The organism is Halorhabdus utahensis DSM 12940 (assembly GCF_000023945.1).
Taxonomy (GTDB): Archaea; Halobacteriota; Halobacteria; order Halobacteriales; family Haloarculaceae; genus Halorhabdus; species Halorhabdus utahensis.
Genome location: NC_013158.1, coordinates 208480 through 229714 on the forward strand (window position 1 = coordinate 208480; position 21235 = coordinate 229714).

Genomic DNA, 21235 nt, shown 5'->3' on the forward strand with positions numbered 1-21235 from the left:
AGTCAGTGCTGTCTGGCGATCAACAGTGCCCCGCCCAGAAGCGCTACCATCGCGACAAGCACACCGAAGCCGGGGCCGCTGGTCGTTGTCGTCGTACTCTCGCCGACCGTTGGTGGGCTGTCGCTATCTGTGAGTGTGCTTTCGTTGTCTGGTGTCCCATCGGTGGTCGCTGTCCCGCTAGAGCCAGTTTCGTCAGAGGTCGTGGAATCTGTAGCTGCAGTCGTCGTTTGCACATCTACATCTGCCCGGATGGATATCGACTCCGTCAGAGAATCCCCGCCAGCGTCGACGGTGAGTTCGAGCGTCCCCGTCGTGTCAGCGATTACGTCGGCATCGATTGCCCGGGTTTGTCCGCCGTCGAGACTGAGGGTTTCGACCGGTCGCTCGTCGCCACCAACCCCCAGGACGACCTCCGTCGATCCACTAACGTCCCCAGTGTTTCGCACGGTCGCAGTCACCGTCACTGTCTCGCCTTCGTCGACTGTTTCGGGCACGTCCAGGGCAGCAACTTCGAACGTCGCTGGAGCCAGCATCGTCGTGTTGGTCCGCCGCGTCGTCTCACCGAACGACACCGCGTGTGTGATGGTGCGACCGGTGGGCTTCGATGCGTTCACTTCGAACGTGTGTGTCGTGCCACTCGGCGCGACGCGGATTCGATCCTCAACCGTCTGTTCGTCGCCGCGGTAAGTGACCGGAACCGAAACGGCAGTATCGGCGGTGTTCTCGAAGATCGCTTTGACATCGTAGGTTCCGCCGGGCGTCACAGTTTTCGGGGCGATGACGTTCCGGAGTGTGACGCTGTCGTTATTGAGGACAGTCAACTCGCCGAGATTACGGTCGCCGAAGGTGATATCGTACGTCCCGGCTTGTCCAACGGACCACGAGAACGTCGCTGTCGTCTCGTCGTGGCCGCCGACGTGGAGAGTGTCCGTAGCGACCGTCTCGCCATCGGCAGTAAGCGTGAGCGAGTCACTGCCGGGCAATCCGCCGTCGTTTTCGAGCGTGGCCGAAACGGAAGCGGTCGAATTGGCGAGAATCGTTGCCGTGTCGAGTTGCGCGTCAGCCATGGAGATGTCCGCAGGCGTGCGAACGTCGAGCGTCGCATTGGCCGTCTTCCCGTTGACAGCGACTGAAATGGTTGTCTGGCCTGTCTCTGATGGAGTCACGGTCCCGTTTTCGATGGTGACGATCTCGTCGCTCAGGTCGTAGTCGCTCGTCTTCGTCGCGGTCGTGCTCGTACCATCGTACAGGTCCAGCGTGACTGTGATGTCGGTCGTGTCCTCGACGCTGACGAGCGAATTGGTCAGCGAGATGTCGACATTCTGGACGTGTTGTTCGAGGACCGGATACCCGTCCGTCGTCATGAAATCCGTCCCGACGAAGAGATACTCCATGTTCTCCTTTGCGGAAGGACCGGTCATTTGCTCCGTCGTGAGGCCGGTGGCACTTCTTGATCCTCTTCCGACTCCCTCTTCGGTTCCGCTCAAATTCATGTCCCAATACAGTTCAGACAAGGTTGGCCAGACAGAATCAGCGTTGCCGAAGAAACCACCAGCTTGAGCGGTTCCATCAACCCTTGCTGTCGAAAACGAGTTCCGAACTTCTTCAGCTCGTGCGTTTAGAGAACCGACGAAACCGCCAGTTGGATTGCCATCTGCCGTAATATTCCCATGAGATATTGAGGCGAAAATTTTACTGTCCGGATTTTGTACTCCAGCCATTCCACCTACGCCGTTTCCAGATCCGATTGCGCGAATATTTGTCATTGTGTTTTTAATTTGGCCACCATACAATGCACCCGCGGCTCCGCCAACCGAGTCTGATCCATACACTTTCCCTGTGATTGTTGAGGTGTTCACATTTCCGTTTTTAAGAAAACCAACTAGACCCGCACTAGCGACATCTCCTCGAATATCCACATCATGGAGGTGGAGTGATCTCACAGACCCCTTTGAAATAACGCCAAATAGGCCGACATTCTCTTCAGATACTCTCGTAATTGAAAGGCCCGTGATTACGTGATTATTTCCATCAAATGTTCCCCGAAATGGACTACTCGTATTTGGTCCGATTGGATCGAATCCCAATCCCTTATTCCAGTCTTCTGTCTGTCTAGCATCGATATCTGAACGGAGAATATAATTGGCCGAGAGGTCCTCTTCCATCGCCTGGAGTTCATCCAAGTCTGTGATTTCGTATGGGTTACTTTCTGTGCCTGACCCATTCATCTGATCAAGTGGTGATGGCTCCATTCCAAGAGCTGTTCCTGAATTCATAGCGACTATGAATGTAATTGAGAATACAGCAAAAATGCAAAAGGCATATACTATTTTGCTTTTTGAATTTTTCATGAGTTTTGACATTTATCTATATACTACCAGCTTTGGCGTATTTTCAGTAGTAGAATAGTCCGAGTCAGATGGTGAGATGACTTCAAGCTCAATATCCCCACGTTTTTGATCTGACCTAAAATCTACGTCTATAGGATTATTTTGATTTGAATTTTTTATATTCAATTCAGCATAGCCATCAGTCGTATTCAATTCTACTGGCGCGTTGCTGACTGTCAAACTCCCACTCCGAACCAGCACGTACGCACCCTCAACTGGCTCACCCTCGCTCGTCACGACACTCACATTCGTGGATTCGCCCACATTAACCAGTTCGTCACTGAACTCCACAGTCACCGTTTCGTCCTGAAAGCTGTCGTCGAACTGTCCAAGGACGTTCATCATGAGTGAGAGGGCGGCGACGCCGACGACCAGCGCGATGACCAGCCGGATCGGTAACCCTTCGATCGCTCGTTCGTCCCCCGCAAAATCGCCGTTGCTCCGTCGCATACCATTCGTGGCTGCGCTCTCTCATATAAACTCCCGGACGCCCGGCCGTTCAAGTACGATGGCGCGGCCACCCTTCCCATGACCTTCGTCATCGGCCGTGGGGAAGCGGACGACGACGGCCTGCCGAAACTCCATCTCGGGGCCTACAGAGCACTCGACGGCAGTCACGGGGCCGACCTCTATCTGGATTTGGACGGGCCACACTCGATACTGGTCGTCGGCAAGCGTGGCTACGGGAAGTCCTATACGCTCGGCGTCATCGCGGAAGGACTCTCGCGGACAAGCGGGGTCGCCCCGACTGTCATCGATCCGATGGGGGTGTTCGCCTCACTCGCAACCGATTCTGGCTGCAGTTCGATTGCTGGGACAGTTCTGGACGATCCGGCTGTTGTCCCCGACTCACTCGATCCCCGGTCGTGGTGTGCGCTTCTGGGCCTCGATCCCGAGAATGGAGCCGGGAGCCTCGTCTGGCAGGCAGCACAGGAGCGGTCGACGCTCGATGGTATGACGATGTCCGTCACCGAGCGAAATGCACCGAGTCGAGACGAACGCGCTGCGATCAACCACCTCCGGCTCGCCGAGTCCTGGGGCGTCTTCGACGAAGACGGGATCGACGCTGAGACGCTATTGAGTGGGGAGATCACGGTCCTCGATGTCTCGGGGCTCGATTCCGCGCCGATGAACGCCGTGTGTCGCGGCGTCGGAGAAGCGCTGTACCGCGCCAGCGTGAGTGACACCATCGATCGTCTGCCGTGGCTGCTGGTCGACGAGGCTCACACGTTCTTCGATGGCGTTGCAAAACGTGCCCTCGAAACGATACTCACCCGTGGGCGTGCACCCGGTGTGAGCCTCGTCTCGGCGACCCAGCGGCCGAGTGCCGTCCCGGATGTCGGTATCTCTCAGTCAGACATACTCGTCTCACACCGGCTGACTTCGGGGGCAGATCTCGATGCACTCACGCGGGCCCAACCGACGTATCTGAATGGCCCACTCTCCGAACGAATGCCGGCTGAACCCGGTGAAGTCGTTATCATCGACGATTCGACGGAAACAGTCCATGCAGCCCAGGTTCGGAAACGAGAGACGGCACACGGCGGTAACAGTCCATCTGTGAGCGAGAGAGCGCGAGCAAATACATGTTCGACTGAAAGCAAAACAGCGACGGACTAGACCGATGGGACTGATGTCGGACCATCCAGGAGCATTCCCCGTGACGATTAACAGGCCCCCAGCGGTCTATACCAGCCGGGAAGACTGCGTGGATCAAATCTGTATTCACCTCACGGTGCACCAGCGGGAACGGCATCGACAAGTGTTGGATGGGGGTGAGTCTCTCCTGAGAGAATGATCCGGTACGTTCTCGCAATTATACTGACCACTGCGCTGCTTGGGATCGGTGTGGCTGGCGTCGATCACGCCGCAACCGTCCGGAGCGAGCAGCAGGTCGAAACACAGATTGCCAAGTTCGAATCGGCGGCGATGTCTCTTCTCGACACTGAAGAACCAACACCATCAGGACAACAGGGAGCACGACGGATCGTTGACCTCGACTTTCCATCCGGCGGCTTTACATCGAAGGCGGTCGATACGTTTCGAATCCGTCCGAATCCAAAGGGAGTCTCTCTGCTCGAATACAGCGTCAGTGGACGAGTGACTCGAACGAGGCACGTTGGTGCCAGCGTTCGAAACCTGGGCGCCGCGAACGGGACGACAATCTTCGATGGTCACACTGGAACCGTGACGATTGCGCTCTCGCTTACAGAGGCAAGGGGCGAGCCAGAACGCAGTTCCGAGGTATACATCGCGCTGCGAGTACTGTCAAAGGTCGCTGAAGCTAGTGGTGGAGTTCGTAATGAAAAAGCGATGTGGAGTTTGAGATGGCCAGAGGCCCGCAGTTGGAGAAGGTTCGCTTGAAGCGATTGAGGATGCCAGTTGCACGAGGTTTTCGTCATAACGGGGTGGCCCGTAACTTTAATCTGTCGATCAATAGGGGCCAGACTGGGATGGGGCGATGTAGAGCAGGTATCACTACAATCAATTTCAGCTCTCTTCAACACCGACGGAATCACCAGAAGGGCGACAATGCGTTGCCGTGCCGATATGAAAACGACAATGCCGTACAATCACCAGAACTGTTGGTCGATCTGGAATTGAATCTCAAAGACGCCAGCGAAGTGGCGGTCCACGATCGAATCACGGTCGATCCCACGACCCCGCATCCTGCGTGACAGAGACCGAAATTGCGATGTGTATTGTCGCTGTGACCGACCCCATTCCCAGTTGCCACGACGCCACTGGTACCGAGTGCCGAGCGTAACTTGCGTCTGTTCGTCTGGTCTACCTGCCGTCTTCAGCGTGAGTCTGATGTTCCGTGACGAAGGTTCCCCCAGAGAGTTGTCGACTTCTCGAAACCTCGCGCTGTTCAGTGGCGACATCGATCTGCAAAGCCCCCTTAACACCACATGTCGTCCCGGGCCCCAGTGCCTCGACATCTAGCCCCACGGCGATCGATTCCCCCGGATCGAGTGTTGCCGCCGAGCGTTCGATGTTTGCCGAATACGGGCCGAGTGAGTCGGCATACCTCTGGTTCCCATGCGCATCAGGTTCCCCGTCGTCCGGTGAGAGAACTCTCGTCGGGTTCTTCGAGTCGTAGAAGTACGCGTTCGTTTCTGCCCCATTGCCAACCAGTGGAATGAACACGCACACTTGCTGTGTCCCCTGATTCGTGACTTCGAAGAGATCGTTCATTCGCATGTGCGAATGCAGGTTCACGCCGCGTTCGCCCGCACTCGCATCGGCCACGGCAAATACAAGTTCGCCGCCCGATTCGTCCTGACTCACGTACGTCGAATACGGTGAGTCCTCAACGGGCGAAAGATCCATCGGCGTAGCTGCGTCGTGGGCCACCGCTACTGAGAGCCGTCGATTTGTGGACGAACTCCTAAACCCACCGGTCCCGATGGCCGCCACCGTGCCGGCAGCGAACGATCCCAACCCGATCAGAAACTTCCGTCGTTCCATGGTACCCCCGCACACGCCCACCCCCAGACGATACGCGCCAACCGGTCACGGTGAGCGTGTGCAACTACGCATAGTGAATGCACCCTCATTGTATCATGCCACTTGAAGGCCTGGTAAGCATTGTTCGAGTGTTTTCTACAAGGAATTGAACGAGCGGTAGTATCTGCCACTATGAACTCCGGATGGACAACTTCTCATTGAACCAAATACAACTCAAGCAATGACTGCTTACTAGCGTTGAACGGTACCCGGGAGTGGACTTCGATCACGATCCGCTCAGGCCCAGGTTCCTGACCGAGAAAATGGATGTGGTTGGCCGCGTTTCCGAGACGTATTTTCACATCACTAAGTTTTATGTGTTGACCAGAGCACTGTTTGAATGTATTGCGGGCCGCACGCAGCAAGGGGTGGGCACGATATGGCAAAATCGGGGGACGGACAGAGTATCGGACGAAGTATCGGGCAGACTAACACGCCGGAGCCGCAGTTCACGCGCGACGAAGCCTTCGAAGTTCTCAGTAATCGTCGTCGCCGGTACACGCTCCATTACCTGAAACAGAACGGTGACGACGCGACCCTAGGGGACGTCGCTGAGCAGGTTGCAGCGTGGGAAAATGGCACTACTGCAGACGTCTCTGCGTCGGAACGAAAGAGCGTCTATACGTCCCTTCAGCAGTTTCATTTGCCGAAGCTCGATGAGAAAGGCGTTATCGAGTTCGACCAGCGGACGGGCGATATATCGCTAACGGATGCTGCCCAGGATCTGGACATCTATCTCGAAGTTGTCGACAGATACGAACTCCCCTGGAGTGCGTACTATCTCAGCGTCAGTATCCTCGGGGCCATCGTGATATCGCTCTCGTCGCTCGACATCGGCCCGTTTGCCATGCTTACGCAAGCAGGATGGTCGGCATTCCTGATCGTGGTCTTTCTGGTTTCCTCGGGCGCACACTTTCATTTGTCACGGCGGATGCGACTCGGCGTGGACGACACGCCACCGGAGGTGGCCAGCGAGTAATGGAGGCGTTACCGCTGCTCCATTCGGGGGATCACTGTGATATGGCGCTCGCTCGGATCGGCCTTGAGTGACTTTCAAAATACATGCACTCCACGGAAGCGATTCCGGGCCGCATCCGGACAGAGGTTTCCTGACGCGAGCTTCATCGCGACGACGATATCTCCGCGCTGTATTTCGCTCTCGGCCAGCCTTGCACCGACTGCGCGCTCGTTGTCGTACATCTGGGCGGTGTCGACGAACCGATACCCGGCATCGAGTGCCGTCCGCACTGCACGGCGACACGCCGCCGGATCAGTCGGCGTCCCGAGTCCGATTTCCGGCAGCCGTTCCATAGAATCAGTCGGACTGGCAACGGGGTAAGCCGTTTGCCGCCCCGGCGGGAAAGCGGTCGGCCACTCGTTCCGCAAGCCTTTACGTTCCGGTCACGATCACGGAGTGTGGACCCTGATACTGTTCGCCGAGAATGGGCCGACCGCTCCGGCGAGTACTCCCCCGAATACTACGCACACTACGGCCCGAACGAGACGAGCGAGGCGATCCGGGAGACGCTCGATCAGTATCTCACATCGGACGCGTCGATCCTCGAACTCGGCTGCAGTTCGGGGCGACACCTCGCTCACCTGCTAAAACACGGATACGAGGATGTGACTGGAATCGAAGTCAACGACGATGCGTTCGACGTGATGGCAGAGACGTATCCCGAACTCGCGAGGCAAGGTACGTTCTATCATGACACGATCGAAGCGGTCATCGAGGACTTCGCTGACGGGCAGTTCGATGCCGTATTCGCGGTCGAGACGCTCCAGCACATCCACCCGGAATCTGTATGGGTTTTCGACGAACTGGCCAGGGTCACTGACGACCTGCTCATCACCGTCGAAAACGAAGTGGATGGGGAAGGTAGCTCCGAACCGGAGGTCACGTACGTCTCCGAGGACATCCCGCTGTATCACCGTGATTGGAATCAAATATTCACCGGCCGTGGACTCGTCGAAGTCGACGCTGTCGCTGGCGAACGTGACACCCGCCGGACGTTTCGGGTCGACGGATAGCTGTCGAGTCGAAGCGTAGATTTACACGCCTGGCACTCGCTCGGTCGGCATGGACCACACGACGTCACCGGCTGAATATCTCGCCCCGTCAGCACTCCCCGCCCAGCCAGCGCTGCCTGATCCACTGGTCACATTCGGCGGTGGGGACGTCGAGACAGTCACGGATTGGAAACAGCACCGACGGCCGGAGATCCGACGGGCGTTCGAACACTACGTCTATGGATACGCGCCGGCCCGACCGTCGATCGACATTGAGACGAAACAGACAACAACGGTACTCGACGGACGGGCGACGCTCACGGAACGGACGATCCACATAGCCGAGCTCCCTGCGGACGCACCGTCGATCGACCTGGCCGTGTTCACGCCGGCCACACGGGATACTGCGCCGGTGTTTCTGGGTCTGAACAACACCGGGAATCACGGGGTGATCGATGATTCTGCGGTGACGATCACCGATACGGCCGCCGAATCTGGGCTCGAGGATCGCGGTGTGGCGAGTGAGTACTGGTGTCTCGAGCAGCTGATCGACCGCGGGTACGGCCTTGCCACGTTTCACCCGGCAGATATCGACCCGGATCGTGATGACCCGACGGATGGCATTCGACAGTACTACGATGACCTTCCTGTGCCGTCCGTGGCTCATTGGGGGACGATCGCGACGTGGGCTTGGGGACTCCAGCGTGGCGTCGATGCGCTGTCCGAGGATCGAACGGTCGAGACAGACGGGATCGCGGTCATCGGCCACTCGCGATTGGGTAAAGCCGCACTCCTTGCTGGCGCTCTCGACGAACGCATCGATCTGGTGGTTCCGCATCAGTCGGGGACCGGCGGGGTCACGCCGGCCCGCGATAACGACCAGGAGACGATCGCAGCGATAACCGAGGCGTTCCCACACTGGTTCAACGACGTCTTTCCGGCCTTCGGGGGGCGGCCGGAACGCCTGCCGGTCGACCAGCATCTGTTGGTTTCGCTCGTGGCCCCTCGACCACTCATGGATACGGAAGGGGCGCGGGATTACTGGACGAATCCGGGGCGTGCGCTCGACTCGGTTCGGGCGGCCGATCCCGTCTACGAGCTACACGGAGAGACCGGAATCGTCAACGACGGACTCCGCTCTGGGGATGACGCTATCACGCCAGAAACGGTGGGCCGACTCCTGCAGTATCGACGGGAGACGGCCCATACCCTGAACCGAGGCTACTGGGACGCTATTCTGGACTTCGCAGACATCCACCTCTCGTAGTCACCCCTGGCCGAAACGAAAAGCCGATTCGACCGTTATTCTTCGGCCGAGCCGCTGTTGTCGCCGAGACCACCCTCAGCGTATTCTTTGGCGGCGAAGCCAACGGCGACGCCGACAGCGAGGGCGATCGCGGCCGTGATGCCAAGACCGATCGCCGAGGCGACACCATCGACGACGAGATAGACGATCTCGAGGTTCATGCCGAGCATGTCGAGCCCGATGACGGCGACGACGAAGTAGACGATCGCTTTCACGCCGGCGGTGACCCACGGGCCGTACTCACTCTGCTGAACGGCCTCGGAGCCGGCAGCCTGTCGGCCGGCGTACTCGGCGAAGACGACACCGAACATGATGATGGCGGCGCCCGCGAGAGCCCGCGGAAGGTAGACGACCAGCGTCTGGACCCACTGTTCGAGGATGGCAAAGCCGACGAACCTGATCGCGACCAACAGTGCGAACAGAACGACGTAATACTTCACGACGAGACCGACAGCACCGGCAAACGACCCGTCCTCACCCAGCAGTGGGGCAATGGGCGAGTCGGCGAACCACTCGTCGAGTCCGGCCCGACCCACCAACTCATGGGCGATAGAGCCGATTCGGCGACCCAGGAACACGCCGACGAGAAGGATCACCAGTGCACCGACGATGCCCGGGAGTTCCGCGATGAATGATTTGATTGCCGATTCCCATGACGCCACGAAGCTATCGACGAACAACGGGGCAGTCACGAACTGATCGAATGAGCCAGTTGCTACCATACGGGAAACATCGCCAAGCGGGAGCTATTAAGCTTTTATAGTTATACGTTGCAAACAACGTCGTATTGACAGGTCACGGGTCGGCCGAGAACCCGATCGTCTCGCTGAGGAAGTGCTTGATTGCGGCCGGTCCGGCCTGCTGAGTGACAGACTGTCCCGGATCTGCCTCGCCCGCCTCGAAGTGAGTCCGAACGGTCACAGACTGCGCCGGTCGTGGGGTCGTCGTCAGTCGATCCATCGCCGAGCGCTCGCTGTCCGCGCCGAAGACGTGGCCCAGGTCTACCAGCGCGTGGACAGTAACGTCGACTCCTGCTTGATGGAGCGCATCAGCGAACAGTTCCGTCTGCTCGAACGGAACGACGTCGTCGGCCTCGCCGTGCATCACGAGGAATGGCGGTGTCGTCTCCGAGACGTGTGTGATCGGACTCCCTAGCCGTGCTTTCTCGGGGTTTTCGGAGACGGTGTCGCCAAGCAAGAGTGATTCGAGGCCGTCACCGCCGAGTTCGCGGAGGTCGCTGATGCCGTACCAGTCGACGACGGCCTGCACGCGCCCCGAGTGGTCGGGAGCGACGGCTTTCTCGACGTGGTCGGGCGAATACACCTCGCCAGCCAGATCCGAGATGTCTTCGAGCGTGCCGGCGAGGGCCGCCAGATGGCCACCGGCGGAAGCCCCCCAGACGGCCACATCGGCTGCATTGTACCCGTACTGATCGGCGTTAGCGCGCAGCCATCGGATGGCAGCCTTGACGTCGACGATCTGGGCTGGGAAAATGTCCCGCGGCGTCGGGTTGTCGGGCGCGGGATCGAACGGTGAGTCGTCCGGGATGGGTGCCAATCGGTAGCTCACACTCGCGAACGCGACCCCCCACTCGGCGGCATATCGTTCCAGGTCGGGGGCGTTCGCACGCGTCGCGTAGGCCCACCCGCCGCCGTGGACGTAGACGACGAGCGGGGGGTCCTCGGTTTCGGGGATAAACAGGTCGAGTTGCATGTCTCCGGCGTCGCGTTCCGCATAGGTGACGCCCTGGAACCGTTCGACGCTCATGGCCCGGTCGGTCGTTGTCTCCTCGGCCGAGTCGCTGTCGGATCGAGACATTCGTAACCGAGATCGACCACTCGAAACTTGTAGTTCGTGGTTCGAATTGTCGGGTCCTCCGGCCGCGTTACAGCACGCCCTCGCCTTCGAGAACGTCCTGAAGTTCGCCCATCGACTCCACGACGACGTCACAGGCGGGTTCGACGGCGGGTTTGGGATCGAATCCCACCGCAAGGCCAGCGACTTCGAGCATCGGCAGGTCGTTCGCGCCGTCACCGACGGCGACGGTCTGGTCCATCGAAACGTCGCGCTGGGCTGCGAAGTCCGCGAGGGCATCGTCTTTCGTCCCCTCGATCAGTGGCCCCTCGACCGCGCCCGTGAGTTCATCGTCCGCCACCGGCAACCGGTTCGAGACGATCGTGTCGACGGTGACATCGTCGTGCTCCAGTGCGGCAGCCACGCCGCGCTCGAAGCCGCCCGTAAATATCGCGACCGTCACGCCAGCCACCCGGAGTGCTTCGATCACGTCGGCCGCGCCCGGACGAAGATGGACCTGTTCGAAGGCCGCCTGTACGCGGTCGTCGTCGAGTCCCTCCAGCAACGCACAGCGTTCCCGGAGGCTCTCGGCGTATTCGATCTCGCCGCGCATGGCCCGCTGGGTTATCTCGTCCATGCGCTCGGTGACGCCACACTGTTCGGCGAGGAAGGTGGTCATCTCGTCAGACGACAGCGTTCCGTCGAAGTCGAAAGCGACGATCATGCTCACCGATTGGCGAGCCCCGTTTTCAAAGCTCCCGGTTCGGACCGGCGAGCCGTTTGTCGCCGTCCGGACATCGCTTCAGGGCCACTCCGGCGAACTGTCCAATCAAGCCGGACGGAGCGCCTCGCGGCCGTGACGGGAGGCGAGGATGCTCGTGAACGTCGCCACGCCCGAGAGTGCGGCCGCACCGCCGAGGAAGAACACCCACTCGATGCCGGCCGCTCCCATCAACCACCCGCCGACCAGTGGGGCGAGAACGCTGCCTGGCTTCCAGACCAGCGAGCGAATGCCGAAACTGCTTGCGATCCCCTCGCCCTTGCCCTCGTCGGCGAACAACGCCATGCTGGCGGGTTCGCGGAACCCGTCCGCGATCCCGATGAGTCCGTTGAGGACGATTGCCGCGAGCACGGCACCGGTGACCGTCCCGGCGATCGGGACCGACACGCGAAACAAGCCTTCAGCCCCGGTTATGAAGGGGAATGCGATGCCAAACAGTCCGTACGCACTGCCGCCGGCAATGATGAACGGCTCGCGCCCCCACCGGTCTGAGAGTCGACCGGTATAAGGTTGGGAAAGCATGTTCGTGAACTTCTCCGCCGCCACGACCACGCCGGTCACGCCCGCCCCGTACGCGAGGCCGCCCTGGGCCGCGTTGAGTCCGACGAAAATCGGCACCCATTTGCGGACGAGCGTGACTGCGACCGCGTACTGCGCCCGGAAGGTAACCATCGTCAGGATCCGCCGGTTGATCGCCAGGTCGGTAAACGCGAATCCTTCGACAGTCGTCTCGTCGGCGTCGACGAACCGCCAGATACCGACCGCCGCGACGGCAAGTAGCGTGGCCACGAGCAGGAACAGGACGTCGAATCCGGTGACCTCGTAGAGGATGCCCCCGCCGATCGGGGCCACGATACCGGCCGCCATACGGAAAGCGTTGTACTTCCCGATGTAGTTCGCGCGGCTGTCGGCCGGCGCGAGATCGCCGATCAGGGCGAGCCCCAACAGACCGACGCCGGTCATGCCGAGCCCCTGCAAGAAGCGCGCGCCGAGAAAGCCCTCGATCGACGAGATCACGGCGAACGTGAGGTAGGCGAGGACGCTGAGAGCGAGACCGATCAACAATACTGTCTTTTTGCTGTAGCGATCACCGGCCCAGGCGATCGGGACGATACCGACCGTCCGGGCGAGTTCCAGGGCCGTGACGAACACGCCGATGGTGAGGCCGGTCGCCCCGAGCGCCTCGATAAAATCCGGCAGCAAGGTCAGTACCGACATGAACCCGAAGCTGCCAGCAAACCGCATCACGTACAGCGAGGAGAACTGCAACTCGTCGTTCGACAGTGCCATGTCACTCGCGGATCGACGGCTTCCGGAAATACGACTTTCGAAATGCCAGCCTACCGCTTGGTGGCTCCGCCCCCGTCGAAAGCGAGCACACCCGTCGAGATTCTCGATCGGCTGATCGGGTGGTCGTCCGGTCGCAAGGACTTTGGACGCGCCGGGTGGACCGTTCGGTATGACCGACGTTCATCCGGGCCAGCGGGTCGCGGTCCTGGCCGACTCACAGAACCTCTATCACACCGCCCAGAGCCTCTATCAGCAGAACATCGATTACGGGGAACTCCTCGACGCGGCAGTCCGTGACCGACAGCTCACGCGCGCCATCGCGTACGTCATCCGGGCGGACGCCGACGACGAGGAGCGGTTTTTCGACGCCCTGGAAGACATCGGCTTCGAGACCAAGGCCAAAGACATCAAAACATTCGCCGACGGCTCGAAGAAGGCCGACTGGGACGTGGGGATGAGTCTGGATGCCGTGACGTTGGCCCCGCACGTCGATACGATCGCACTGTGTACCGGTGACGGCGACTTCGCCCGGCTGGTCACACACGTCAGACACGAAGGCGTCCGCGTCGAAGTGCTGAGTTTCGGGGAATCGACGTCCGAGGAACTCCTCGACGTGGCCGAGGACTACACGGATCTGAGCGAGGACACCGAACGCTTCCTGTTGTAGACCTCAGACGGGGCGACCCTCGCCGGCCGTGCCGACCAGCAACGTTCCGGCCGCCAGCCCGAGCGCAGCGATGCCGGCTGCCAGCGGGGGGATCAGGTCGGTCACGCCGATCAGGAGGATGATCGCCGCCGACACCACGAGCAGTGCGAACCCGCCGCGCGTCCGCAACGAATCGGTCGTCATTGCCTCGGTGTTCGCCGTCGGCGGGCATAAATCGAGCCCTACCCGTGGTCGTTTGCCGTCTCGCCAGTCTGCAGCCGTCCGGCCGTGACCGACTCGAGGGCGGGCCGTCGGATGACAGGGGTTATGCGTCCCCGAATGCAACCGGGAGGCGATGGACGAGTGGACGCGCCTGGGACGAATCGCGGACTATCAGTTCAGTGCTGGTGCCAGCGATGCACTATTTGGGGACACGACAGGCCTGACTGTCACCCGATCGAAGTCGGGGCGGCCACGCCAGATCCACGCACCGGACGGGCGGCTGGTCTCACTTGGACTGGACGGTCGGTTCACGCTTGGTCTCACCGGCGGGCGGCGGCTCAAAGCGGCACTCGACGCGCCGACTGGTCGAGTTTACGTCGGGGAAGAGAGCGAGCCGTTCGTTCGTGAGGGACGCAATGCCTTCGCCAAGTTTGTCACGGAGGCCGGCGCGTCGATCCGCTCGGACGACGAGGTGCTGATCGTCCGCGAGGACGACACCTTGCTTGGCGTTGGGCGCGCGGAACTCCCGGCAGCCGCCATGGCAGACCTTGCGAGTGGCGTTGCCGTCTCGGTCCGCGATGGAGCCGAGGAGTAAGCCGCCCGCGCATTTCCAAACAGGAGGTCACGTCGTGACGTCGCCAGGCTTTTCATCACCCGTCCCGGATCGAGGGGTATGTTTGGCGGAGGCGGCGGGGGTCTCAACCCGCGCAAGATGAAGCAGATGATGGAACAGATGGGGATCGACCTCGAAGACATCGACGCCGAAGAGGTCGTCATCAAAACTCCCGACGAGGAGTTGGTGTTCGATGACGCCGAGGTCCAGCGCATGGACGCTCAGGGCCAGCAGACGTACCAGATCGTCGGCTCTCCCGAATCCCGCGAACGGGGTGCAGGCGGCGACATCGAAGACGCGACCGGAACCGAGGACGATGCCGACGACGGGATCCCGCAAGAGGACGTCGACATCGTCGTCCAGCGGGCAGGCGTCGACGAACAGACGGCCCGCGAGGCACTGCAGGAGGCCGACGGCGATCTCGCGGCGGCGATCGCCGCCCTCGAGTGAGCGTCCTTCTCGTCGGAGAGGGCCGGGAGTACCTCGTCGCCCATGGGGAGACTCTGGAGACTGATCTGGGTGTCCTCGAAGTCCCGGAGGACGCCGCACCTGGTGAGACGCTCGAAACCCACCTCGGAACCGAATTCGACGTTCGGGCGCTTCGCGGCCCGGACCTCTTCGAGCACTTCGAGCGGACGGGCGCGCCGATGATGCCCCGAGACATCGGCCTGATCGTCGGTCACACCGGTATTGCGGCCGGCGACCGCGTACTTGACGTGGGGACCGGAACCGGCGTTCTCGCCGGCTATCTGGGCCGGGTCGGCGCGTCAGTCGTGACCTACGAGCAGCGCGAGGACTTCGCTGACGTCGCCCGCGAAAACATGGCGCTTGCTGGTGTCGAAGATGCCGTCGACGTGCGGACCGGCGACGCGACCGAAACCCTCGGCGAACTCGACGATGACGCGCCGTTCGACGTCCTCACACTCGACACGGCCGATGCGTCGGAACTGGTCGGGCACGCGCCCGACCTGCTGGCCGACGGCGGGTTCGTCGCCGTCTACTCGCCGTTCGTCGAAAGCTCGAAGGAAGTCGTCAAGACGGCCCGAGACGTCGGTCTCTCGGAGATCGAGACCTTAGAGACGATCCAGCGGGAGATGGACTTCGACGACCGTGGGTCCCGCCCCTCGACGGCCGGGGTCGGACACACCGGCTATCTGACGTTTGCGCGGCTGGTATAGCCGACGAGTTCACCGTCACCTCCGGCAGCTGGGCAAGTGATCAGGGATCGAGCAATCCCGCCTGAGCCCTCTCTATCTGGTGTCCGGTCCGTGAAAACCCGAGTCCGGTGTGTTCGAGTACGCGACCAGGTGCGTTCAGGAGACCTCGTACGTCGCGATCACTGCGGAGACACCGTCGTCGGGAGAGTGCCAGACGATCGTGATCTCAGCTCCACTTTCGAGTCCCGAAACAGTGATTTCGTCGCCTGCGGTGATCGGCCCCTCGGGCCATTCATCGACGCTACCCGGGCTTCGAATTTCGATCTCAGATCGGTAGATGGCGTCCCCGCCACTATGCGTGATCGTCACCGTCCCCGAGTCGTCCGCCTCGAAATCCAGTTGTGCATTTGGGGCGGTTGGCTGCTCGGGGCCCAATGAAAGCACGAACGTTCCCAGAAACGCACTCCCAAAGACCACCAAGAGTGCGAGAATCGAAATCACCCCACGATTCGCCGATGGCTGCGGTATGTTCGAGTGCATCTGTCGGATGGTATTGACAGGAAAGCTATTAGTATTGTCGACTCTCCATGACGCCGCTGTGACTCACCTAGACGGTGACTTGCCGAATCAGCGTCTGGAGTTCGTCTCGACTTGTCGCTGGATCGAAGTCGATCGCGGTCCCCGCAAGCACGTTAGAAAGATCCGTTGGATGCAATCCGCCGGCCAGAAGCATTGCCTCATCGTGCCAGACGGCGATCCATCCTTCCATCGGTATCGCGATTTCGCCCGCGTCCGTCTCGACCGGGAGCGTCGCCTCGAAACGTGTGCGTTTTGCCCGCATCCCTGATGCAACGTCGATCCGGTCGTCGTCGCCGGCTTCGACATCGACGAGCCCCTCATCACGAAGTTGTTCGGCGAACTCCTCGCGTGCAGCGGTTCGAACTTTCGGCAGGGCCATCGCCGGGCCGATGCCGGGCGGCAGCGGTGGAGAAAAGGTGAGCCGCGTGGCGTAGAACAGCCGCCAGAGATGGTCCGGCCCACCGGCCGACCGAATGTGCTCACGTAGTCGGTCGTCTTCGAAACGGAGCTCGTGAGCGCGGGCAACCACCCCCATGACGCGTGCCCGGACCTCGACGCGGGTGTCCCGGAGCGACCAGCCGCCCTCCCGAAGCTCTTCGATCGGGGGAATCGGATACTGACCGTCCTCGGATTCCCACGGGAGATCACCGCTGGCGGGGAGATCCGATCCGCCGGCAGTCCGGTCTCTGTTCCCCGTCACTGCTCAGTGATCGTCCTCGCGCCACTTGTGGCCGCACTCGGTACAGGTGAAAAAGCGGGTTTCGGACTCGTCGGCGGCGCGGATCTGTTTCAACTCCCAGTAGGCACGGTCGTTGTCACACTCCACACACTGGATCTCGGTCGTCGGCCGGGCGTCCGCCTCACTGTCACTGAGATCGACGACTTCGCCAGCCTCCTGCCCCTGGGTTGTGACCATGCCGCTCTCCGTGGCTGCTTCCCGCGGCGTTTCGGCACCGCAGCTTCCACAGACCCACATGTCTCCCTCGGTCTTCATCATCGAACCGCACTCGTCGCAGAATTCCATACCCGCGATATGCCAGTTGAGGAACTTAAGCTTCGGGATTCACGCTCGGGTAGTGTTCAGATAAGGATCTAACCAGAGTGAGACTGCCCTGAAAGCCCTTGCCAGTTTCGGTCCCGCGCCTCGCTGCGCGCTTCGGCCGCGCTGCGGCCTGCAGTGCTTGCTTCGTCGGGGTTCCCGAAACTGGCTCGCCCTTTCATTCCGCCAGGATCCGGCTGAAAAGAAGGAGAACCAAACTCTTTGCTCGGTGCTTATCTGAACACCGCCCACGCTCGGGAGCTCAGCCCATCTGATCGCCGCTGTTGGATTCCCAGGCGTCACAGGCGTCCATATCGTCGAGATAGCGGCTGTGGTGGCTACAGTGCGGTTCGAGTTCGTCGTCGACACGTACGTAATTGAACTGCTCGCAGTTCCCACAGTATCGATCCGGCTGCCCACGAACCGGCATCGACTCGATAATCTCGCCGTCGTCCGCGGCCGAGCCGATCGTCGTCGAACCGCCATCACTTGCAGCCTGTCGCGCGGACGTACTTTCCGTCGAGGCGTTCCCTGTCTGGGTCGGAACGTCGCCGTCGGGATCGGTCCCGAACATCCCGACACCACCAACGGCAGGCATGTTCGTTCCGGCTTGCTCGACGAGTCTGACCGTCCCCTCCTCGGTGATCCGCATTTCGGCCGCGCCACCGGGTGACTTGCGGGTTTTGAACGTCGCGATGGCGACGAACAGACACCAGCCTGTCGTGATCGCCCCGACGAAATATAGTGCGAGTGTCGTCAACGCCAGGGCCGGGTTTGCGGCCGGCGCACCTGGCCACTGCATCGGGTAGGCATGGGTGAACAGCGCGACCGCAAAGACCGTGAGACTCGCCCCGATCGCGATCGTCGCCCTGGTGAGCCGGCTCGTCGGGAGCACGACGAACAGGCCGACGAACGTCGCAGGGAGCCCAACTCCGGCGAGAATGCCAGCCAACTCACGCGCACCATAGACGCCGAACCCCAGCGTGGCTCCGATACCCGTCGTCGCCAGCACGACGCCGACAGCCACCAGCCCCAACCCGATAGCGAACAGCGACAAACCGGCGAGCACCCGGCGACGGCTCGCGACCGCACCCATCCGCCGCTGGTAGACGTCCGTCAAACTGGTCATGGTGAACGGTACCACGTTGTCCTACAAAACAGTACGTCAGACACCTGTCTTGCAATTGACGGTGGTGGCGTGGGTGACGCCCAGACTCTCGGTCTACGATTGGGTGTCACTTCCGAAAACACTAATCGCCGGCGCGGTCAATCATTCGACATGGCAGACGACACCGACGAGGAGTCCGAGGGACCGCCGATCGAACTCGGCGACGGCCCGGACGTTGCGGGCGTTCCCCTTGCCCAGATATCCTCGCGTCTTACGTACGGAATCGAGCAGAGTACCGTCCGTCATCGTGAGGGCGACACCGAAATCCGGACGCCCGACGGCCCCCGAGAGCTTGGGGACATCCTGGACGCGGTCGATGTGCCGTACTTCGAACGACGCCAGGAGTTCGAGACGGCGATCCGCGAGGAGATCGGTACCGGTCCGGTCCCGACGGAGTGACACTCACGACTGGATCGACGCCCACCTTCGAAATCAATCCGGTCGACACCGACGCTCGTGCCGACGACGTCCCGATATCTCCCACGGCCCCACTTATTCTGTCACGAATCCGAAGAAACAGCCATTATGAGGTATCCGTAATCGATTGTACCGGTTACGGACCCGATTGCTCGTCCGCCATGGGATGATCGGTGACTCCAGCACAGATCTTAAGTGATGGTTCGAACTAATACTTCATATGCGAACTAAGAGTTCGGAAAGTGAGGCAAACGATGCGGAGAGGGCGTCGCTCGGGTTGCCGGTCCCGATCAGGGATAGCGATCTGTTCAAACACACGGCGAGCGCGCCGATCCTGAACTTCCTCGTGGACAACCCGGAGTTCGAGTTGTCCGTCCGACAGCTATCCCGACTCACTCCGGTCAGCGACCGGGCGACCGCCGACGCGGTGGATGTCCTTGCCGCGAACGGACTGATCGACGTTCGCCACGAGGGTAACGCCCGACAGGTGCGGATCGATCGATCACGGCTTCAGGACCCCGAGGATCCGATCGAGCGGATTCCGCAAGTCCCCTACCGGACGCCGGTCCGAGTGATCGCACAATACGTGCGCGACGAACTTGCGGATGTCCTGGGGATCGTCCTGTTCGGCAGCGTCGCCCGCGGCGAGGCCGACCGTCGATCCGACATTGATCTCTGGGTACTCGTTGGGGATGATCTGCTTGAACAACGCAACGCGGCGAATCGCCTGGCGCGCCACCTCGAAGGGCTTCAGATCCCGCCGGCGATCGCACTTGCGGAGGCTCGTGACGAGGATTTCGAGGCGCACTGGGAGGAGATCCGGGCACGGCTCGAAGCCGACGACGCCGAATGGGCGTCGGCCGAGCGTCACTCCGTGGAGTTCGTCGTTGAGACGCCGGAGTCGATCCGCCAGCAATCCACTCGCGTCGATGCGGGGCAGCTGTTCGGGTCGGGGATCACTCTCCACGACAGCGAGGCCCTGACGGCGGTCAAACGGGAGGTGCTCCGGCATGAGTGATCCCACAGCCCTGCTGGACCGTCTCGATGCCGCCGAGGACGCGTTCGGTCACGCCGCTGGCCGCCCCGTTTTCGAGCCGGAGGTGAATGCTTCGACTGAGGCAGACCCGGGAGAGGTCCCGCTCCAGAAAGCGTGTCGGCTGCTCGCTGTCGCCCACGAACTCGACGATGTCGGCGAGTATTATAGTGCGATCCTTGAGTCTTCGTTCATCGCCATCGAACACACGCTGCAGGCGTACCTGCTTGCGATGACCGGCGTCGAGGAACACCGACTCCGCGACCACGACCGCCCGTACGAACTGGCGAAAGGACAGGTCCCACTCACCGACGAGACGATCGATCGACTACAGAGACTCTACGACACTAGGCGAACTGACCATTACTATGGGACAACTGTGACAACGCGCCAACAAGCCGTCGCGATGCGCGAACTCGCGGTGACTGTCCACGATCACGTTATCCGCTTCGATCACACGTTGGAACGGTTCTGCTGCTGTTCGGACGGACGATAATAGAAATCCGACCAGATCGCATCAATCTGGATTTACCTTTCCATCCTGTACCAGTGCATCCAGATTGTCGTGGCCGGTGGATCCACCGCCAGTGTGCTGTGCTGAATTGCCTTCATAGTGCAGCCCCAGCCGGATTTCACGCCGATACCCCTGAAGCGCCTGCACCATCTTATCAGCGAGTACATCCACCGGCTGGCCTTCATCGGTGTAGATGGTGGTTTCTTGATCCCCATCGATCAGCTTCCGCATCAGATCCGTTTCCATCACGAACATCACAGCTAGCTTCAGGGCCTGGCTGTCATTCATGCACTTCTTCTGGTATTCCAGATACTTCCCCTTCACCGCTTCCCGCTGCCGATCATCCATCACTTCCAGCAGCCGTTCAGCCGTCATGCGCAGACCGTGTTCCATCGCATTAGCGTTCCCATCCGGCGGGGCTGCATCCGGGTTCCCTGGATTCCCTTCAGCGTTCGAATTCCCCGGCGGGCCAGATCTGCTTGGCTTCCCACCGGGATTACCTTCTGGCGCACCGTGGCCGTCCGGAACATCCCCATCTGGCCCATGCAGGTAACAGTGATCATCTGAATCAGAAACCAGGTTCTGGCACGGCTTTCCTGTGGTCGTATCCTGCCAGCCACATATGGCTGAATTCGGTCCCTTGGTGGCCATCTGTTCCTTAGTTCGTGTTTCGTTTCTAAATACTTCTAAACCACTGCTGAAACCGATATACCGCACACGGCCATAGGACATCAGTCCGGAAGTTCAAGCCAAATGCCCACAATAA

At 60.7% G+C, this 21235-nt stretch carries 26 protein-coding genes; 12 read left to right on the forward strand and 14 right to left on the reverse strand.

What is annotated here, in order from left to right; all coding sequences use genetic code 11:
* Positions 1-2: 2 nt before the first annotated feature.
* Together HUTA_RS15465 and HUTA_RS01030 are read right to left on the reverse strand one after the other, a co-directional pair.
* Positions 3-1421: a PGF-CTERM sorting domain-containing protein gene (locus HUTA_RS15465; protein ID WP_169304874.1), complete on the reverse strand. Its 1419-nt coding sequence runs from the start codon at positions 1419-1421 to the stop codon at positions 3-5.
* A gap of 942 nt (positions 1422-2363) precedes the next feature.
* A complete protein-coding gene (locus HUTA_RS01030) occupies positions 2364-2840 on the reverse strand; it encodes a hypothetical protein (RefSeq protein WP_012795277.1) in 477 nt (158 codons plus the stop codon).
* A 78-nt stretch (positions 2841-2918) separates the two neighbouring features.
* Here HUTA_RS01030 and HUTA_RS01035 point away from each other — a divergent pair, with 78 nt between their 5' ends.
* Together HUTA_RS01035 and HUTA_RS01040 are read left to right on the forward strand one after the other, a co-directional pair.
* On the forward strand, positions 2919-4010 hold the full coding sequence (locus HUTA_RS01035) for an ATP-binding protein (protein WP_012795278.1): 1092 nt from the start codon (positions 2919-2921) through the stop codon (positions 4008-4010).
* A gap of 174 nt (positions 4011-4184) precedes the next feature.
* Positions 4185-4754 (forward strand): DUF7311 family protein, encoded by a 570-nt coding sequence (locus tag HUTA_RS01040; RefSeq protein WP_012795279.1) that lies wholly within the window; start codon positions 4185-4187, stop codon positions 4752-4754.
* A gap of 423 nt (positions 4755-5177) precedes the next feature.
* On the opposite strand, the gene HUTA_RS01045 is transcribed toward HUTA_RS01040, so the two are convergent.
* On the reverse strand, positions 5178-5861 hold the full coding sequence (locus HUTA_RS01045; RefSeq protein WP_012795280.1) for a hypothetical protein: 684 nt from the start codon (positions 5859-5861) through the stop codon (positions 5178-5180).
* 418 nt (positions 5862-6279) lie between these two features.
* On the opposite strand from HUTA_RS01045, the gene HUTA_RS01050 reads away from it, so the two are divergent.
* Complete coding sequence (locus tag HUTA_RS01050; protein WP_012795281.1) at positions 6280-6879, forward strand: DUF7344 domain-containing protein; 600 nt, start codon at positions 6280-6282, stop codon at positions 6877-6879.
* A gap of 74 nt (positions 6880-6953) precedes the next feature.
* Here the strand turns inward: HUTA_RS01050 and HUTA_RS01055 are convergent, their stop codons facing one another.
* Complete coding sequence (locus tag HUTA_RS01055) at positions 6954-7211, reverse strand: aldo/keto reductase (RefSeq protein WP_012795282.1); 258 nt, start codon at positions 7209-7211, stop codon at positions 6954-6956.
* A 105-nt stretch (positions 7212-7316) separates the two neighbouring features.
* Here HUTA_RS01055 and HUTA_RS01060 point away from each other — a divergent pair, with 105 nt between their 5' ends.
* Positions 7317-7931: a class I SAM-dependent methyltransferase gene (locus tag HUTA_RS01060; RefSeq protein ID WP_012795283.1), complete on the forward strand. Its 615-nt coding sequence runs from the start codon at positions 7317-7319 to the stop codon at positions 7929-7931.
* A gap of 49 nt (positions 7932-7980) precedes the next feature.
* Positions 7981-9177 carry a glucuronyl esterase domain-containing protein gene (locus HUTA_RS01065; RefSeq protein ID WP_012795284.1) on the forward strand — a complete coding sequence of 399 codons (1197 nt, stop codon included), beginning with the start codon at positions 7981-7983 and terminating at the stop codon, positions 9175-9177.
* 35 nt (positions 9178-9212) lie between these two features.
* Here HUTA_RS01065 and HUTA_RS01070 read toward each other — a convergent pair whose 3' ends face one another.
* The 4 genes from HUTA_RS01070 to HUTA_RS01085 all read right to left on the reverse strand — a co-directional run bounded on the left by HUTA_RS01070 (position 9213) and on the right by HUTA_RS01085 (position 13075).
* On the reverse strand, positions 9213-9938 hold the full coding sequence (locus HUTA_RS01070; RefSeq protein ID WP_012795285.1) for a mechanosensitive ion channel family protein: 726 nt from the start codon (positions 9936-9938) through the stop codon (positions 9213-9215).
* 73 nt (positions 9939-10011) lie between these two features.
* Complete coding sequence (locus HUTA_RS01075) at positions 10012-11034, reverse strand: alpha/beta hydrolase (protein ID WP_012795286.1); 1023 nt, start codon at positions 11032-11034, stop codon at positions 10012-10014.
* Positions 11035-11101: 67 nt separating this feature from the next.
* Entirely contained in the window at positions 11102-11734 is a 633-nt protein-coding gene (serB, locus tag HUTA_RS01080) for a phosphoserine phosphatase SerB (RefSeq protein ID WP_012795287.1), read from the reverse strand.
* Between the two features lie 105 nt (positions 11735-11839).
* On the reverse strand, positions 11840-13075 hold the full coding sequence (locus HUTA_RS01085) for an MFS transporter (protein WP_394295031.1): 1236 nt from the start codon (positions 13073-13075) through the stop codon (positions 11840-11842).
* A gap of 175 nt (positions 13076-13250) precedes the next feature.
* Between HUTA_RS01085 and HUTA_RS01090 the strand changes: the two genes are divergently transcribed.
* Positions 13251-13748: a LabA-like NYN domain-containing protein gene (locus HUTA_RS01090; RefSeq protein ID WP_012795289.1), complete on the forward strand. Its 498-nt coding sequence runs from the start codon at positions 13251-13253 to the stop codon at positions 13746-13748.
* Positions 13749-13751: 3 nt separating this feature from the next.
* Here HUTA_RS01090 and HUTA_RS01095 read toward each other — a convergent pair whose 3' ends face one another.
* Positions 13752-13931: a hypothetical protein gene (locus tag HUTA_RS01095; RefSeq protein WP_012795290.1), complete on the reverse strand. Its 180-nt coding sequence runs from the start codon at positions 13929-13931 to the stop codon at positions 13752-13754.
* 151 nt (positions 13932-14082) lie between these two features.
* On the opposite strand from HUTA_RS01095, the gene HUTA_RS01100 reads away from it, so the two are divergent.
* The 3 genes from HUTA_RS01100 (at position 14083) to HUTA_RS01110 (ending at position 15740) form a co-directional block, all read left to right on the forward strand.
* Positions 14083-14544 (forward strand): PUA domain-containing protein, encoded by a 462-nt coding sequence (locus HUTA_RS01100; RefSeq protein WP_012795291.1) that lies wholly within the window; start codon positions 14083-14085, stop codon positions 14542-14544.
* A gap of 78 nt (positions 14545-14622) precedes the next feature.
* A complete protein-coding gene (locus tag HUTA_RS01105) occupies positions 14623-15012 on the forward strand; it encodes a nascent polypeptide-associated complex protein (RefSeq protein WP_012795292.1) in 390 nt (129 codons plus the stop codon).
* The gene (locus HUTA_RS01110; protein WP_012795293.1) at positions 15009-15740 is read left to right on the forward strand and encodes a methyltransferase domain-containing protein; all 732 of its coding nucleotides are present in this window, start codon (positions 15009-15011) and stop codon (positions 15738-15740) included. Before HUTA_RS01105 ends, HUTA_RS01110 begins: the two co-directional genes overlap by 4 nt.
* A gap of 135 nt (positions 15741-15875) precedes the next feature.
* On the opposite strand, the gene HUTA_RS01115 is transcribed toward HUTA_RS01110, so the two are convergent.
* The 4 genes from HUTA_RS01115 to HUTA_RS01130 all read right to left on the reverse strand — a co-directional run bounded on the left by HUTA_RS01115 (position 15876) and on the right by HUTA_RS01130 (position 18466).
* Positions 15876-16259: a type IV pilin gene (locus HUTA_RS01115; protein ID WP_012795294.1), complete on the reverse strand. Its 384-nt coding sequence runs from the start codon at positions 16257-16259 to the stop codon at positions 15876-15878.
* 67 nt (positions 16260-16326) lie between these two features.
* Complete coding sequence (locus tag HUTA_RS01120) at positions 16327-16998, reverse strand: hypothetical protein (protein WP_012795295.1); 672 nt, start codon at positions 16996-16998, stop codon at positions 16327-16329.
* 3 nt (positions 16999-17001) lie between these two features.
* Positions 17002-17322, reverse strand: coding sequence for a transcription factor S (locus HUTA_RS01125; protein ID WP_012795296.1), 321 nt, complete (start codon positions 17320-17322; stop codon positions 17002-17004).
* Between the two features lie 277 nt (positions 17323-17599).
* Positions 17600-18466, reverse strand: a complete 867-nt coding sequence (locus tag HUTA_RS01130; protein WP_012795297.1) for a DUF7139 domain-containing protein — start codon at positions 18464-18466, stop codon at positions 17600-17602.
* A 150-nt stretch (positions 18467-18616) separates the two neighbouring features.
* On the opposite strand from HUTA_RS01130, the gene HUTA_RS01135 reads away from it, so the two are divergent.
* From HUTA_RS01135 to HUTA_RS01145, 3 genes are all read left to right on the forward strand, one after another.
* Positions 18617-18904: a DUF5789 family protein gene (locus tag HUTA_RS01135; RefSeq protein ID WP_012795298.1), complete on the forward strand. Its 288-nt coding sequence runs from the start codon at positions 18617-18619 to the stop codon at positions 18902-18904.
* Between the two features lie 238 nt (positions 18905-19142).
* Positions 19143-19940, forward strand: coding sequence for a nucleotidyltransferase domain-containing protein (locus HUTA_RS01140; RefSeq protein WP_012795299.1), 798 nt, complete (start codon positions 19143-19145; stop codon positions 19938-19940).
* Entirely contained in the window at positions 19933-20451 is a 519-nt protein-coding gene (locus HUTA_RS01145; protein WP_012795300.1) for a hypothetical protein, read from the forward strand. The genes HUTA_RS01140 and HUTA_RS01145 overlap by 8 nt, the downstream gene beginning before the upstream one ends.
* Before the next feature lie 21 nt (positions 20452-20472).
* Here HUTA_RS01145 and HUTA_RS15190 read toward each other — a convergent pair whose 3' ends face one another.
* Positions 20473-21201 carry a hypothetical protein gene (locus HUTA_RS15190; protein ID WP_169304875.1) on the reverse strand — a complete coding sequence of 243 codons (729 nt, stop codon included), beginning with the start codon at positions 21199-21201 and terminating at the stop codon, positions 20473-20475.
* Positions 21202-21235: the final 34 nt, after the last annotated feature.

Bases quoted from the DNA above. Each gene is read 5' to 3' on its own strand.
- HUTA_RS01050 (WP_012795281.1), top strand. From the start codon at position 6,280: ATGGCAAAATCGGGGGACGGACAGAGTATCGGACGAAGTATCGGGCAG.
- HUTA_RS01135 (WP_012795298.1), top strand. From the start codon at position 18,617: ATGGCAGACGACACCGACGAGGAGTCCGAGGGACCGCCGATCGAACTC.
- HUTA_RS01070 (WP_012795285.1), bottom strand. From the start codon at position 9,938: ATGGTAGCAACTGGCTCATTCGATCAGTTCGTGACTGCCCCGTTGTTC.
- serB (WP_012795287.1), bottom strand. From the start codon at position 11,734: ATGATCGTCGCTTTCGACTTCGACGGAACGCTGTCGTCTGACGAGATG.
- HUTA_RS01105 (WP_012795292.1), top strand. From the start codon at position 14,623: ATGTTTGGCGGAGGCGGCGGGGGTCTCAACCCGCGCAAGATGAAGCAG.
- HUTA_RS01075 (WP_012795286.1), bottom strand. From the start codon at position 11,034: ATGTCTCGATCCGACAGCGACTCGGCCGAGGAGACAACGACCGACCGG.
- HUTA_RS01115 (WP_012795294.1), bottom strand. From the start codon at position 16,259: ATGCACTCGAACATACCGCAGCCATCGGCGAATCGTGGGGTGATTTCG.
- HUTA_RS01145 (WP_012795300.1), top strand. From the start codon at position 19,933: ATGAGTGATCCCACAGCCCTGCTGGACCGTCTCGATGCCGCCGAGGAC.
- HUTA_RS15190 (WP_169304875.1), bottom strand. From the start codon at position 21,201: ATGTCCTATGGCCGTGTGCGGTATATCGGTTTCAGCAGTGGTTTAGAA.
- HUTA_RS01035 (WP_012795278.1), top strand. From the start codon at position 2,919: ATGACCTTCGTCATCGGCCGTGGGGAAGCGGACGACGACGGCCTGCCG.
- HUTA_RS01100 (WP_012795291.1), top strand. From the start codon at position 14,083: ATGGACGAGTGGACGCGCCTGGGACGAATCGCGGACTATCAGTTCAGT.
- HUTA_RS01055 (WP_012795282.1), bottom strand. From the start codon at position 7,211: ATGGAACGGCTGCCGGAAATCGGACTCGGGACGCCGACTGATCCGGCG.
- HUTA_RS01130 (WP_012795297.1), bottom strand. From the start codon at position 18,466: ATGACCAGTTTGACGGACGTCTACCAGCGGCGGATGGGTGCGGTCGCG.
- HUTA_RS01140 (WP_012795299.1), top strand. From the start codon at position 19,143: ATGCGAACTAAGAGTTCGGAAAGTGAGGCAAACGATGCGGAGAGGGCG.
- HUTA_RS01065 (WP_012795284.1), top strand. From the start codon at position 7,981: ATGGACCACACGACGTCACCGGCTGAATATCTCGCCCCGTCAGCACTC.
- HUTA_RS01030 (WP_012795277.1), bottom strand. From the start codon at position 2,840: ATGCGACGGAGCAACGGCGATTTTGCGGGGGACGAACGAGCGATCGAA.
- HUTA_RS01125 (WP_012795296.1), bottom strand. From the start codon at position 17,322: ATGGAATTCTGCGACGAGTGCGGTTCGATGATGAAGACCGAGGGAGAC.
- HUTA_RS01095 (WP_012795290.1), bottom strand. From the start codon at position 13,931: ATGACGACCGATTCGTTGCGGACGCGCGGCGGGTTCGCACTGCTCGTG.
- HUTA_RS01040 (WP_012795279.1), top strand. From the start codon at position 4,185: ATGATCCGGTACGTTCTCGCAATTATACTGACCACTGCGCTGCTTGGG.
- HUTA_RS15465 (WP_169304874.1), bottom strand. From the start codon at position 1,421: ATGACCGGTCCTTCCGCAAAGGAGAACATGGAGTATCTCTTCGTCGGG.
- HUTA_RS01090 (WP_012795289.1), top strand. From the start codon at position 13,251: ATGACCGACGTTCATCCGGGCCAGCGGGTCGCGGTCCTGGCCGACTCA.
- HUTA_RS01045 (WP_012795280.1), bottom strand. From the start codon at position 5,861: ATGGAACGACGGAAGTTTCTGATCGGGTTGGGATCGTTCGCTGCCGGC.